This is a genomic window from Ignavibacteriota bacterium, assembly GCA_016716225.1.
Taxonomy (GTDB): Bacteria; Bacteroidota; Ignavibacteria; order Ignavibacteriales; family Melioribacteraceae.
In genome coordinates this window covers 69,349-83,537 of sequence record JADJWT010000001.1, presented here as the reverse complement: position 1 = coordinate 83,537, position 14,189 = coordinate 69,349, and the positions used below count along the sequence as shown (strand labels likewise).

Below are 14,189 nucleotides of genomic sequence, written 5' to 3'. Positions count from 1 at the left end.
TATATTATTCCTTTTAATTGAATATCGGTAATAATTACATCTTTGAGGACAACAATGAAAATTTCGGTAAAAGTTACATTTTTACTTTTTATAAACTTTTCCTTTCTATTAATATATGCACAAGATTCCAATAATGTAAATTATAGTTTGTGGTTAGAGAAGACTGTGCCCTTTGGCACAATTGATACTAAAGTTGACGAAGGTTCATTTAAAGAAGGTGAAGGATTTATAATTCCGGCAACAGCACTTCCATCAAGTCCAATTGATTTTTCAATGTATCAAGATTTGTATGATGCATTAACCGGAGGAATTTTTTCTTTAGAATATGGAGCTTTAAATAATGATATAATAATGAAAATATTTATCAGAAATTTACAGCCATCCGGAAATACTTATTTGAATTTAGGAATTGATGAAGACACATTATTCTCATATTTTGAAATAAGAATTTGGGAATTGCCAGATTCAAATTATTTTCCTGAAGAAGTAAGTTATTATTTCAATGAAGGATTTCATGCACATTTTTCACTTCCCAAATCTGAAAATTTAAATAACTTTTTAAACTTAACCGGAATAGGAACAAACGATAGTTTAGCATTTGCATTTTTAGAAGAACAGACAATAAATTCAAAAAAAGTTGATGATTGGAATTCGGATGGAATACAAACTTTTGAAACTGAAGATTCGGTAAAATTTAAAGCAATTCATCTTTCAAGAATTGGCGGTGGAAGAAAAAGAACAATTGTAAATCCAACTACAGACACAACAACATCAATTCAAATAAATAAATTAAATGGAATTCCGCAAAAATTTGAATTATTCCAAAATTATCCGAATCCGTTTAATCCAACAACAAAAATCAAATTTGCAATTCCTCTTGAACATAATAAAAATTCATCGAATATAATTTTAAAAGTTTATGATATTCTTGGAAAAGAAGTTACAACTTTGTTAAACGAAAAAAAACAATCCGGGAATTATGAAATAATTTTTGACGCAACATCAACTGGAGGGAATAAAATAATTTCAAGCGGAATTTATTTTTATACTTTGCAAGTAGATGAATTAAGATTTACAAGAAAAATGATTCTGACAAAATAAAAATTTAGGTGTTTTAATGAAGAATGTTAAACTGAGTTTACAAATATCTGCATTACTAATTGCAACGTTTTTAAATGCATGTTTTGATAAACCCGGCGAATTTGTTTCACCGACCTGGGATGTTGATTTAAATCTTCCAATTACGAAAAAAGAATATACACTTTTAGAAATAGTTGAAAAGGATAGTTCCTTTCTGAAATCTTCGCAAGATCCTGAAACATTGGGGTTGATTTACTTTGGAGATGACCAACCAATAAAAACTGCGAAAGTTGAAAACCAGATCTCTTTTAAAGCAATTGAATCAAATTATTCACAAAAACTAGGAGCAATAAAAGTAAATATTCCAATTCCTACTGCTACAAATATTAGAGTTGAAGAATGGGCAGAAGATGTTACAAGCGGTTCAACGCAAGTATTTCCGGAACAAGAAGGAAATGTTACAATTGATATTGAAGGAATTAAAACAGTAGAAAAAATATTTCTTGATGAGGGTGAACTTAAATTAGTTATGTTTAATAATCTTCCGGTGGATATTGTCCTTCAAGGAATTTTAATAAGAAATAAAGTCGATCAAAGTATAATTGCTGAAAGAACTAATTCAGTTGATAATTGGGTTAGAATTCCTAGATATCAAATCGATTCATTAAAATTTCCGTTAATAAATGTTGAAGTATCAAATCAACTTGAATATGTTGGAACCATTTACAGTATAGGCAGCAATGGTTTGGAGGTAGTAATTCCACAAGAATCCGGGACAACAATTTTTGCATTGTTTGATAATCTAGTAATTTCTGCTGCAACTGCTCCATTACCAAGCCAGTCAATTGAATCAACAAAATCAATTATATTGGATGATTCAACATTTATAGAATCTGCAGAAATTGAAAATGGAAATGCAAATTTGGTTTTCAATAATAATTTGGATGTTAAAGCTAACACAAAAATAACTTTCGATAATTTATTGGATGCAGAAAAGAATAAATTTGTAATAAATGTTCCATTGCAAAGAAATGAAAAAAATAAAGTTGTTGATTTAAATTTATCTAATTGGAGTATTGTCTCGGATAAACCCGGAGAACTTACTAATAAAATTACTTATACTTTCGAAGTTGTTACAGATTCTACCGGAGAACTTTCTACTGTTACAAAAAATGACAGCATTTCATTCGGTTTTAGTTTTGATGAAATTGTAATAAAATCATTAACAGGTAAATTAAAACCGACTAAATTTAATATCAAAGAAAGCGGATTTAAACTTGATTTTGGTGACTTTGATAATAATTTCGATTTTCAATCTGCAATATTTAAAGATGCAAAAATATTCTTAAATCTAAATACCTCGTTAGATTTAAATTTTATACTAAACGGAAAATTAACTTCAACAAATGGATCAATTACAAAATCAATTGATTTAAATAATATTTTGTTACCATCAAGCAATGAAGTACAAATTGATATTTCGCAATTATTAAGCGGCTTCACAAAAGATTTACCGGATAGCTTTAATATTATTGGAAGCGGATTAATAAATCCAGATTACATTACTGGAACAGTTAATAATCAAGATTCAATTTACGGAGATATTAGTTTTGAAATTCCATTAAATGTTGGAATTGCTGCAGCAACATATATTGATACAATTGATTTGGATCTTGGAGATTTAAATGATGATGATATCGATAATGTTAATTCTGGTGAAATTACATTTAATATTGAAAACACAGTTCCAGTAGGAATTTTATTTACAGCAGTTGTTCTTGATTCAAACAATACTGAAATCCTTCACTTGCCAACTTCTTATAACAATCTATCATATTTGGAAATTCCCAAGCCGGTTGTTTCTGATAATGGTGAAGTTCTGAGTTCCGGAAAATCTGAGCAAGTTTTAAAACTTTATAACGAAGACATAATTAAATTTATTAAAAATCCATTTCTAAAAGTTTTGTTTACATTCGAAACAGCAAATGCAACCGGAGAAAATGTAAAGTTCAGAACATCGAACAAAATTAATTTTAGTGTAAAAGCAAAGACAAGTTTTAATACCGATTTTGAAGAGGTAGATGAATGAAAAATTTATTTCAGGTCTTGACAATAATTATCATAATTTCGAATTCAATTTTTGCACAAGGGTTTGGATCATATGGTTCTGTTGATGCAAAAAATATTTCAATGGCTGGGACAAATTCTGTATCATCAACCGGAGTTTATGCAATTGGTGTTAATCCAGCAAATTTAGTTTTAGATCAAGAACACTCAGTGGAAATATCAACAGTTTTACCATTTCCTAATTTAAACATTAATGCCGGTAATGATTTTATTACATTGAATGATTACCAATATTATTTTACTGGCGAAGAAAATGGTTCCGGACAAATAATTGGTAAATATTTAGATGATGCAGAAAAAAATAAATTTCTAGGATTGTTTGATAACGGATCAATGATAAATACAAATTTTGGAACAACATTAATTTCTGCAACAATTTATCCTTCAAAACAAATGGGCGCATTTGCTTTTTCAATTCAAGATTGGGTTAGTGCTAATGTAAATCTGCCAAAACAAATTTTTGAATTGGCTTTATTTGGCAATGAAACTGAAAAAGTTTTTGATTTGAAAGATATGGATCTGAAATCATGGTATTTAAGAAATTATACACTTTCTTATGCAAAAGATTTATCGTTTTTATTTCCGGATGCATTTAAAACATTTAGTGCTGGAATAACTTTAAAAATGGTTCATGGATATTTTTATGCCGGTGTTGATGAAATTAATACAACTCTACAAACATTAAGTAATTATAATATTCAAGTTAATGGCGATTCAAGAATGTTAATGGCAGCTTCTCCCAGTTTTGGAATTAAATATGATTTTGAGGATGATGAAATTGAAAAGGAAGCTCAAATTGGTTTATTTAATAAACCGGCTGGAACTGGGTTTGGATTTGATTTTGGTTTTCATTCTGAGCTAAATAATGCATGGGAAATTGCATTTGCATTAACTGATTTAGGAAGTATAAATTGGAATAATGAAGCAATTGAATATTCTTCTTCTGCATCATATTTATTAGAAGATATTACTGATGAAAAACTTCTAGATTCTTTAGGTGAAGCAATAACCGGAGAAGGAAAATTTATTGATGAATTTTCTACAAGTCTTTCAACTGCAATGAAATTAGGGGTTGGTTTTAAAGTAGATAAATTTTTAAAAGGAAATTTTCCCGGTAAATTATTAGTTGAATTTAATTATCATCAAGGATTTAATAATATGCCAGCAAACACAACCGAACCAAGATTTTCTTTGGGTTCTGAATGGAGTCCGTGGAAATGGTTTGATTTAAGAAGCGGAATTTCTTTCGGCGGATTTGACGGATTTAATTGGGCAATGGGGCTTGGATTTAATACTGGCTTACTTGATTTTGATTTTGCAACTTCATACGTACATTCACTAATTGATGGAAATAATGCAAAGAGATTGGGATTTGCAATGTCAAGCCGATGGAAATTTTGATAAGAAAAAGTGAAAAAACAATAGAACACAAATACCAAAAGTTTTTTTGATAAAAAACAGAAATAAATTTTCCTATAAAATTATTTTTTAATTCGTATTAAATTGAAAATCCCCGCCAAGAAAAAAATTATATTTGCAAGCCACGCAGTAATTAACGGATTAAAAACACCATTCTTTCCAAAAGCTTGACTTATTTTCATAAAAACTAAATATACAAAAGTTAATAAAACATTTATCCCAAACTGTATGGCAGTTCCACCCTTGCGTTTATTCGCTGAAATTGTTAATCCAAACATAATTACCACAAAGCTTGCAAAGGCAAAAGCAATTCGTGAATGATATTCAATTTCAATTCTTGTCGGATCAGTTCCGGCATTTAATTGTTCGGAGGCATATTTTTTTAACTCATCCAAATTCATTTCATCCGGAATTTTTTGTTTTTGAATTACTTCGTCTGGTGTGAAGCTTAGATAATCTACATTCAATTTTTGAAAAACTGAAACCGAATCCTTTCCATTGAAGAAAAACCTTTGGGTTCCATCGTTTAATTCCCAATTTTTTCTTGTTGAATCATATGCCATTGATTGTGCATCAATTCTTGAAATCATTTTTGAAATATTTTTTTCATCAAATTCTTGTATGCTTACACGGTTTGCCCTTCTCATTTTGGAATTGAAATATGTAATTGTAACAATTCTTGTTGCAGAATCTTGAAAATAAATATTACTTCCGGAGCTAATCATATTTTTATTTAAATAATTTTGCTCAATGAAAATTCTTTGTTTATTTGCTTCAGGAACAACATATCCGCCAAAATAAATTGCAATAAAACTAATTACTAAAGCAGTTGACATAAATGGTAGCGAAAATCTATAAAAGCTGATTCCACTTGATTTTATTGCTGTAAGTTCATTTTGATTTGATAATTTCCCAACTGTGAAAAGTCCACCTAATAAAACAGAAACAGGTAGCATTAAGCGAATTATTTCCGGAATGAAAACAATATAATATTCAATCACAATTTTCGAATTAGCATTTGCATCAATGAAATCATCTAACTTTTCCATCATATCTATAACAACAAAAATTAATGTAAATGTCAGCAATCCAAATAATACAGTTTGTACAAACTGCTTAATTATATATTTATCAATTATTTTCAGAAAAGTTTCTCCAACTTTTTGGAATAAATTTTTTAAGAAAATCTAAATTTAGTTCAACTCTTTCTCTTGCACTTTTCCTCACCAAAATAATTCCAAGAATTCCTAGAACAATATTTGCAGTCCATGTTCCCCAAAATGGCGAAAGCATTCCGCGATCTGAAAGTTTTTCACCGCCGATTAAAAATGCCCAATAAATTAGGAAGAAACCTAAACTAATTCCGGCTGCAACTCCAAATCCACCTCTTCGCGTCATTGTTCCCAATGGTGCACCGATTAAAACAAAGACAATACATGCAAAAGGGATTGAATACTTTTTATGAATTTCAACCCAGTAACTGTTCATTCTTTTTTCATTTGTATCAATTCTACGTAAAATTGGAGCAAGTGAATTTTTTGTTGCTCGAATTTTATCTTCAACATGAAATAAACTAATTCTGTAGTTTTTATTTTGTTTTTCTATGCTAGAAAAATGCAACGTATCTTTTGTGAAATTTGAAGCAATCTGTTTATCTAAATTCTTAATTTCTTTTTCATTTAATTGATTAATACTATCAACCAAATTTAAAATTGCCGGAGCGCCGAGTTCTCTATCGCCGCGTCTTCCGCCAAGTGCAGATTCTCTTAACGAGAATTGCTCAGCATCCATTGCAATAATATGATTATTAAATTCTAATTTTCTATATGGCTTCAAATTACTTAGGTTTGATGTATGAATTTCACCATTGAATAAATTTAAAATTAATTTTCTTCTATCTGCTGTAAAATAAATTTCGCCATGTTGTGCGGTTACTACATTATAACTTTGTGCAGAAGAATAATCATATATTGTAAGATTTTTTAATTCATTTGTTTCCGGATTAACTTCTCTTGCAAGTAAAGAATAACGAGGCATTTCTTGAGAAAAAACTCCAGGTACCAAAGATAGTGTTGGTTTCTGATTTGAAATATCTTGAGTTAAAACTCTAAGCGCATGATTTGCTTCGGGATAAACATTATTATTAAATTGAACCAAGAGAAAAGCAATTAAAATACTTCCAATAAAAGGCGGAATCATCATTTTATATAAACTAATTCCGGATGCTTTCATAATTGCAACTTCATTATTTTGTGCCATACTTCCAAATGCCATAAGTGTCGCAATTAAAACAGCCATCGGAACAGCTAAAACAAACATCCAGCTTAAACTGTATATTATTAATTTGGAAATCACAATAAAGCTTAAACCTTTTCCCACAAGCTTATCGGCAATCTTCATTAAAAATTGAAGCATGAAAACCGACATTAAAGTAAAAAGTGCAAACGAAAATGGCAGTAACAAATTTTTAGAAATGTATCGAAATAAAATCATTTGTAATTCTATTATTATTATTCAAAAATATATAATCTTTTCAAATTATATTTAGGAAAACGCAATTCCGTAGTTACAAAATCCAACATAATTAAAAAGAATTTCTTAAGTTTCAAAAAGTGTTTTTGCATCTTACATAAAAGGAGATTTTTGTGGAACAAGTTATAAAATATATTAAGAGTAATAATGAAAATTATGTAAACGAATTAAAAGATTATTTGAGAATTCCAAGTATTTCAACTTTAAGCTCAAATAAAAATGATATGGTTAAATGTGCGGAATTTGTTTCACGAAAACTTAAAGATGCTGGAATGGAAAAAGTTGAAATATTTAAAACTGAAGGACATCCGCTTGTTTATGGAGAATGGTTGAAAGCTCCGGGAAAACCAACGGTATTGATTTATGGACATTATGATGTTCAACCTGTCGATCCATTGAATTTGTGGAAATCAGATCCATTTAATCCAGTAATAGAAAACGGAAAAATTTGGGCTCGCGGTGCAAATGATAATAAAGGGCAAAACTTTGTTCACATAAAAAGTGTTGAAGCTTTTATGAAAACGGAAAATAAACTTCCGGTAAACGTTAAATTTTTAATTGAAGGCGAAGAAGAAATAGGGAGTGAAAGTTTAGGGAAATTTCTAAAAGAAAATAAAAATTTGTTAAAATGTGATGCAGTATTAATTTCAGATACAAGTTTATACGACGAAGGAATTCCTACAATAAATTACGGTTTGCGAGGTTTAAGTTATTTAGAGGTTGAAATTACTGGTCCAAATAAAGATTTACATTCCGGTAGTTTTGGCGGTTCGGTTGCAAATCCCATAAATGAGCTTGCAAAAATTATTAGCAAACTTCATGATAAGAATGGAAAAGTTACTGTCCCAAATTTTTATAAAGATGTTTTGCCATTTACAAAAAAAGAAATTGAAAATATTAAAAACTTAAAATTCTCAGAAACAAAATATGCAAAAGAATTAGGTGTAAATGAATTGCACGGTGAAAAAGGATTTAATACATTGCAGAGAATTTGGGGAAGACCAACTTTAGATTGTAACGGAATTTTCGGTGGTTTTACTGGAGAAGGAGCGAAGACTGTGTTACCATCAAAAGCTACTGCAAAAATTAGTATGCGTTTAGTTCCAAATCAAGATCCAAAAAAGATTTCAAAAGAATTTACAAATTATATTAAAACTCTTGCACCCAAAAGTGTAAAAGTGAAAGTTACAGATATGCATGGCGGTTCACCGGTCGTTATTGCTTTAGATAATCCTGCGATTATAGCGGCTTCCAAAGCTACAAAAAAAGCTTTCGGGAAAAAAACAGTATATACACGTGAAGGAGGATCAATTCCAATTGTTGTGGATTTTGTAAAACAGCTTAAAGCTCCGGCAATTTTAATGGGATTGGGCTTAGACTCGGACAATATTCATTCTCCAAACGAACATTTTAGTCTTAAAAGTTTTGAACTCGGAATTCTCAGTTCAGCATACTTTTTTGATGAATTTTCAAAATTATAAAATAGTAAAGGGTAGAAATTGAATCAGGTATATTCATATTTTAAAAATAAATTTGTAGAAATTATTTTTTCCAATGATGGAACTATAAAAGTTTATTCTTCATATCAAAAAGAAAATGATGCAATAAAATATGGAGTTGGAATTTATAACAGATCAGAATCAGCAGTTTTAAAATTAACCGGAAATGATGTTTTGGATTTTCTGCAAAGAATTTCTACAAATGACGTAAAAAATTTAGAACCTTATCATTACATAAGTACTCTATTTACTAATGAAAAAGGAAGATTAATCGATCGGACTGCATTAATTAGATTGCATGACGAATATTTTTTGGTAGGAAGTAAATTTAATGAATCTCTGTTATCACGCTGGATTGAAAAATATATTATAACCGAAAATGTAAAACTTGAAAATTTTACTAGTAAATTTTTAATTTTGGATATTATTGGACCTCAAGCAGAATCATACCTAACACTTATTTGTGGAAAAGAAGTTGATGAACTTGATAATAATAAGCTTCATAAAGTTGAAATTAATTTTTCCACGGCATATCTGTTAAAGAAAAAAGCTCAAAGCGGAGAAATAATTTATTGGCTAATCACAGAAATTGAAAATTCAGAAAAACTATTAGATTATTTACTAAACCATAAAAGTGTATTTGACTTGGAAATGGTTGGTGAAGATGCATTTGATAGATATAGAGTAATTAATAAAGTTCCCAGAGGTGGAAATGAAATTACAGATAAATTTAATCCTCATGAAACAAATTTGAAAAATGAAATTAGTTTTACAAAAGGCTGCTATATTGGTCAAGAAGTAATTGCACGTTTAGATACATATGATAAAGTGCAAAAACATTTAAGGAAGTTTACCATAAACACAAACAATATAAATGTTCCCGCTGAATTATTAAATGATAATAAAGAAGTTGTTTGCACAATAACTACATTAACTAAGAACTTAGAACAAAATAAATTTGAAGGTTTGGGATATTTTTCAAAATCCTTAATTGAAAAAAACGGTGAAATTGAATTGTCATTAAGTGAAAAATCCGAAACAAAATTTACTGTTAGAATTTTAAATTGAATATGAAAATATATACTAAAACCGGAGATGACGGAAGCACAAGTTTGTTCGGCGGAACAAGAGTTCAAAAAAATAATATCAGAATAAATGCATACGGGACAATTGATGAATTAAATTCTGTAATTGGATTAGCTGTTTCAAATAATGTAAGTGAAGAAATTAAAATTGAATTGGAACAAATTCAGAATTTATTATTTCAAATCGGATCGGAACTTGCTTCTCCGGAAAATGTAAAAAGTGAAGTAATAAAAAAAACATCAGTAGAAGAAATAAATTATTTAGAAAAGTTGATTGATAAATTTGATGAGAAATTACCAACGTTGAAAAATTTTATTTTACCTGGAGGAAATATATCAGCATCTCTTTTGCATTTTGCAAGAACAATATGCAGAAGAGCGGAAAGAATTATCGTTGAATTGAAAGATTGTGAATCAATAAATAATAATATTTTAGTTTTTGTAAACAGACTTTCTGATTTGTTATTTGTACTTGCACGCTATGAAAATTTTGTAACAACCACACCAGAAATAATTTGGAAAACCCGGGGGTGAAATTGGCTTCGACGGGGTTATTTGTTCTTTGAACTGCGCACCGTGTTCTCCGTAGACACGCTAAACGACGGAACAAAGTCGAGACGACGACTATAACTACGCATTAGCTGCTTAATTTATAAGTAGCCGTTCGCCTAATTTGTGTGTGCCGAAATTAGGATGAACGCCGTTAGGTACACTAGTGGATTCGAGTTCTTTGGTAGATGAAGCGAAACTTTAACAAAGATAGAAAATCAAAACCATGTCTATTTGGGTTTGGTTCTCGAAATCTAAAGAATAGGCTATGTGTGTAGACGTTCAATGAAAGGTATCTTCGGACGCGGGTTCAACTCCCGCCACCTCCACCAAATATCAATAAAAACAATAACTTACAGACATTTCTTACATTATTCTTACAATTTATTGGTTAAAATCAATTAAACAGTTATAGAATCATTTCATAAAACATTTAATTTATAAAAAAATAAGTAACTATTTTTTTGAAACATTTCATTCTAAAAACCACTTACAAAATGAAAAACATTTCAATTAAAAATGAAGTATTATGTTAATTACAACAAAGAAAGATTTCTTCTTATTAAAACAAATTTGTGAATATAATATTCTTAATGTTGATCAATTGGCATTGATAAATAATTCCGGGAGAAGAATCATTCAAAAAAAAATCGCAAAATTTTCAAAGCACTATCTGGTAAATTTAAAACAAAGATACTCTTCAGAAAATCATGGTCGTCCGGAAAATATTATTTCAATCAGCGAGAAAGGAGTTAAACTTCTTCAAAATGAAAATTTAATTGATAGCAAAATTCCAGTTGAAAGATTTATAACTGATAAAATTTATAACATTGAACATGAGTTATTAATAAATTGGTTTAGAATATTGTTAAAGAAAATCGAAAGTAAATGCTCAAATATTAAAACTGAATTTATTTCATCAACAACACCATTTATTCCGTTAAACAAAAATGGACAACCTTTAATAACTGAAAATCTATCGCTAGAAAATTCAAGTGTTACATTAATTCCCGATGGAGTTTTTTATATAAAAAGTGAAAAACAAAATAAGAGTTTACTTTTCTTTTTAGAAGTTGATATGGGAACCGAATCACTTCAGAATCAAGGATTCAAATCAAACAGTATTGCAACCAAAATCCAAAATTATCAAGCTCATTTTCAGTCAAAAAAATATCTGAGATATCAAAAAAAATGGAATACAATTTTTAATGGTTTTAGGTTACTTATTTTAACAAACACAACAAAAAGAAAAGTAAGTATTTCGAATTTTATAAATTCTGATAGCTCAAATGATTTCGTTTGGGTAGCTGATCAATACGAAATGTTTGAGAAAGGATTGGGTGGAAGAATATGGTCAAGAGGAGGAAAGTTATCAATACCGCAAGAATCTATTCTTGGTCCAACGATAAATTTTGAAGAAAGAATTATCCAGCCTAAATAATATTTCAAATCTATTAGAACATAATAAAATCATTTCTCTCAAAATTATTCAACAAATTTTTGTTCGTTAAGTCATTTAAAAAGTACGTTAAGTCCCTCAAAATTGTACATTTAATACATAAAAAAGTACGTTAAGTATGTGAAATCAGTACATTTAACGAACACCTAATATCCTTTTAAACCTATATAAAACAATCAGTTATAAAGAGTTCGTTAAGTCGACTATATATATAAATGAGTCATGATTTTTATTGATTTAGAAGAATAAAATAGTTTATTTGTTGATTATAAAAAAAATAAGTTTAAATGAATTGTAATTAGTTTATTCTAATATTTCGTGAGTAGGAAATGAATAATTTGCTAATGAATGTCTTTCATAAGATAGAAACATTAACTGAAACTAAATCTATTTTTCAGTATTCAGCAGAGGTAATTGTTTCTGAAATTGTGAGTGTAATTGCTGAACCAATTAAAAAATTAAATTTATCCGTAATTAGAAATTCAGTAGTTATTGAGAGAGGAAAATATTTTGTAAATAATGATTTAATTGTTTTGGATGAAGGTAAATTAATTATTGAAGCTGGTGTTCAGTTATTTTTTGGTAAGTCTTGTGGAATAGTTGTTTTAGGAAGTTTAGAAGTTAAAGGTAATGCAGAGGATCTTGTTGTAATTACTGGTGATAAATGGAAGAATATTACTTTTGTTGAAAATTCGATTGACATAAGGATTAAAAGTTTTCTTAAATATGTTGTTATTCATGGAGGGAATGGGTCTTCGAAAAATCCTCGAGATGAAAAATCTTATTTCTTTGAAAAGGAAAAAAGTAGGGGCGGAAATATATTTTCGAAAGGTAGAAATTTATTGTTAGATCATGTTATTATTAGTAATGGCAAAGCTGAAAGTGGTGGAGGAATGTTTGTATACAAAGGTATATTGGAGATGAGAAATTGTATTGTTTGTAATAATGAGGGAGTTAGAACCGGTGGCATAGAAATTTATAATCCTTCATTCAATAAAAACACAGTTTCAAATTTAAGTAATGTAGTTATTGATGGAAATAAAAGTATTGATTCTGCCGGAGGTATTTCAATAAATAAAGGTACAATTATTTTAGATAAATTATTTGTTCAGAATAATTATTCCGAAGAATTTTGCGGAGGTATGATAATTAGAAATACATCAATAAATCCATTGGAAAGTGTTAATGTGGAATTTACTCTTTTGAAGGATTCAGTAATTATGAATAATAGCGGTTCGACTAATGGAGGGCTATATTGTTCAAATTGTTTTTTAATTGAAAATATTTTTAGTAATAATAAAATTTCGAATAATATTGCTAGAGATTCTAATTCTCATGATTTTGAGCATCAAAAATTTGCAAATTAAAAATTTGGTTAAATTTTTAGAGTAAATCTTCTATTACAATCTCTGCAGATTCTTATTTTTTTTGTTCCGGTTTGTGTTTGTCTATAACCTTTCTTAGTTGTATTAGTTCCGTTGCAATACGGGCATTTGAATGGTCTTGCCAATTTATATTCACCTCCTAATAAAAATAATTTAACATTTCCCTATATGAAATAGAGTTGGGTCTTCACGCCTAAAAGTTTATAAATCGGATACGTCATTTCATGACTTACTCATCGTAATCCGACTTTATAAACTTTTCCCTTTTCAAGGTCGGCTAACCCAAAGATGTATAATCGCTGATTTTTTTCCCTTGTCTTTCCAACGGGGTCTCATTAAGTGAAGACCCCGCCGGAGTTAGAAAGGTAGGGCAAGGAGGAAAAGAAAATGGAATCGAAGATGTATTCAAAGAAACTTGTAAACACAATTAGGCAAATTGAAGCCGCAGAAACAATACACGAATATTTCGATGTAGTGGATTTCGGAATCGATGTAGTACTTTCTTGGTACGGAATCGTTGAAGAATGGAATGAAGATGAATGCAAAGTATTAAAAGACTGTTTGCTTTCAAAAGCTTATTCAGAAGAAATAAAAGAAGTAGATAGAATCGTTGAATTTGAAAACGATCCGTTGCTTGCTTCGATCCCGGATAGGGAAGCTCCAAGTCTAAAACTTTTAATAATTGAACATGCGATTTGGAAGAAAGAGATGGCAAACAAGAAGAAAACCGTTGAGAATCCTAAGGATTCTCAACTAAGTGTTGAGGTGAGAAAATGAATGGAAATAGACCGGTAAGGGTTTTTCGGGCGGGAGCGATTAAGGCTTCCGTTTTTGAAAATTCAGCGTTTGTTAAAGGGGTGAAGTCAAAGATATTTAATGTGATTGTAAGTAAGACTTATAAGGATAAAGATAATAACTGGAAATCAACGAACAGTTTTTCAGTTTATTCTGAATTACCAAAAGTAATTTTGGTTATGCAGAAAGCTTATGAGTTTGTTGTTATAAACACTGATAAAGAAGCGGGGGAGGAAGAAAATGATGAGATGTGAGAAGA

12 protein-coding genes and 1 other RNA gene are annotated in these 14,189 nt (G+C 29.4%); 11 read left to right on the top strand and 2 right to left on the bottom strand.

From position 1 onward, the window contains the following. Window positions 1-54 precede the first annotated feature (54 nt). The 3 genes from IPM32_00365 to IPM32_00355 are packed head-to-tail and all read left to right on the top strand — an operon-like array spanning window position 55 to window position 4,608. Entirely contained in the window at window positions 55-1,101 is a 1,047-nt protein-coding gene (locus IPM32_00365; GenBank protein ID MBK8943697.1) for a T9SS type A sorting domain-containing protein, read from the top strand. A gap of 16 nt (window positions 1,102-1,117) precedes the next feature. After that, a complete protein-coding gene (locus IPM32_00360; protein MBK8943696.1) occupies window positions 1,118-3,169 on the top strand; it encodes a hypothetical protein in 2,052 nt (683 codons plus the stop codon). After that, window positions 3,166-4,608, top strand: a complete 1,443-nt coding sequence (locus IPM32_00355) for a hypothetical protein (protein ID MBK8943695.1) — start codon at window positions 3,166-3,168, stop codon at window positions 4,606-4,608. The genes IPM32_00360 and IPM32_00355 overlap by 4 nt, the downstream gene beginning before the upstream one ends. An 80-nt stretch (window positions 4,609-4,688) precedes the next feature. On the opposite strand, the gene lptG is transcribed toward IPM32_00355, so the two are convergent. Beyond that, on the bottom strand, window positions 4,689-5,771 hold the full coding sequence (gene lptG / locus IPM32_00350; GenBank protein MBK8943694.1) for an LPS export ABC transporter permease LptG: 1,083 nt from the start codon (window positions 5,769-5,771) through the stop codon (window positions 4,689-4,691). Further along, complete coding sequence (locus IPM32_00345) at window positions 5,758-7,119, bottom strand: LptF/LptG family permease (GenBank protein ID MBK8943693.1); 1,362 nt, start codon at window positions 7,117-7,119, stop codon at window positions 5,758-5,760. Before IPM32_00345 ends, lptG begins: the two co-directional genes overlap by 14 nt. Window positions 7,120-7,271: 152 nt before the next feature. Between IPM32_00345 and IPM32_00340 the strand changes: the two genes are divergently transcribed. The 8 genes from IPM32_00340 to IPM32_00305 all read left to right on the top strand — a co-directional run bounded on the left by IPM32_00340 (window position 7,272) and on the right by IPM32_00305 (window position 14,184). After that, window positions 7,272-8,639, top strand: a complete 1,368-nt coding sequence (locus tag IPM32_00340; GenBank protein ID MBK8943692.1) for a dipeptidase — start codon at window positions 7,272-7,274, stop codon at window positions 8,637-8,639. 18 nt (window positions 8,640-8,657) lie between these two features. Continuing rightward, the gene (locus IPM32_00335) at window positions 8,658-9,725 is read left to right on the top strand and encodes a hypothetical protein (GenBank protein MBK8943691.1); all 1,068 of its coding nucleotides are present in this window, start codon (window positions 8,658-8,660) and stop codon (window positions 9,723-9,725) included. A 2-nt stretch (window positions 9,726-9,727) separates the two neighbouring features. Next, window positions 9,728-10,276, top strand: coding sequence for a cob(I)yrinic acid a,c-diamide adenosyltransferase (locus IPM32_00330; GenBank protein ID MBK8943690.1), 549 nt, complete (start codon window positions 9,728-9,730; stop codon window positions 10,274-10,276). Then, window positions 10,269-10,623: a transfer-messenger RNA gene (gene ssrA, locus IPM32_00325) on the top strand. Before IPM32_00330 ends, ssrA begins: the two co-directional genes overlap by 8 nt. 197 nt (window positions 10,624-10,820) lie before the next feature. Continuing rightward, complete coding sequence (locus tag IPM32_00320; protein ID MBK8943689.1) at window positions 10,821-11,732, top strand: replication-relaxation family protein; 912 nt, start codon at window positions 10,821-10,823, stop codon at window positions 11,730-11,732. 347 nt (window positions 11,733-12,079) lie between these two features. Further along, a complete protein-coding gene (locus IPM32_00315) occupies window positions 12,080-13,117 on the top strand; it encodes a hypothetical protein (protein MBK8943688.1) in 1,038 nt (345 codons plus the stop codon). A 405-nt stretch (window positions 13,118-13,522) separates the two neighbouring features. Continuing rightward, window positions 13,523-13,912: a hypothetical protein gene (locus IPM32_00310; protein MBK8943687.1), complete on the top strand. Its 390-nt coding sequence runs from the start codon at window positions 13,523-13,525 to the stop codon at window positions 13,910-13,912. Next, the gene (locus tag IPM32_00305; protein ID MBK8943686.1) at window positions 13,909-14,184 is read left to right on the top strand and encodes a hypothetical protein; all 276 of its coding nucleotides are present in this window, start codon (window positions 13,909-13,911) and stop codon (window positions 14,182-14,184) included. Before IPM32_00310 ends, IPM32_00305 begins: the two co-directional genes overlap by 4 nt. Window positions 14,185-14,189: the final 5 nt, after the last annotated feature.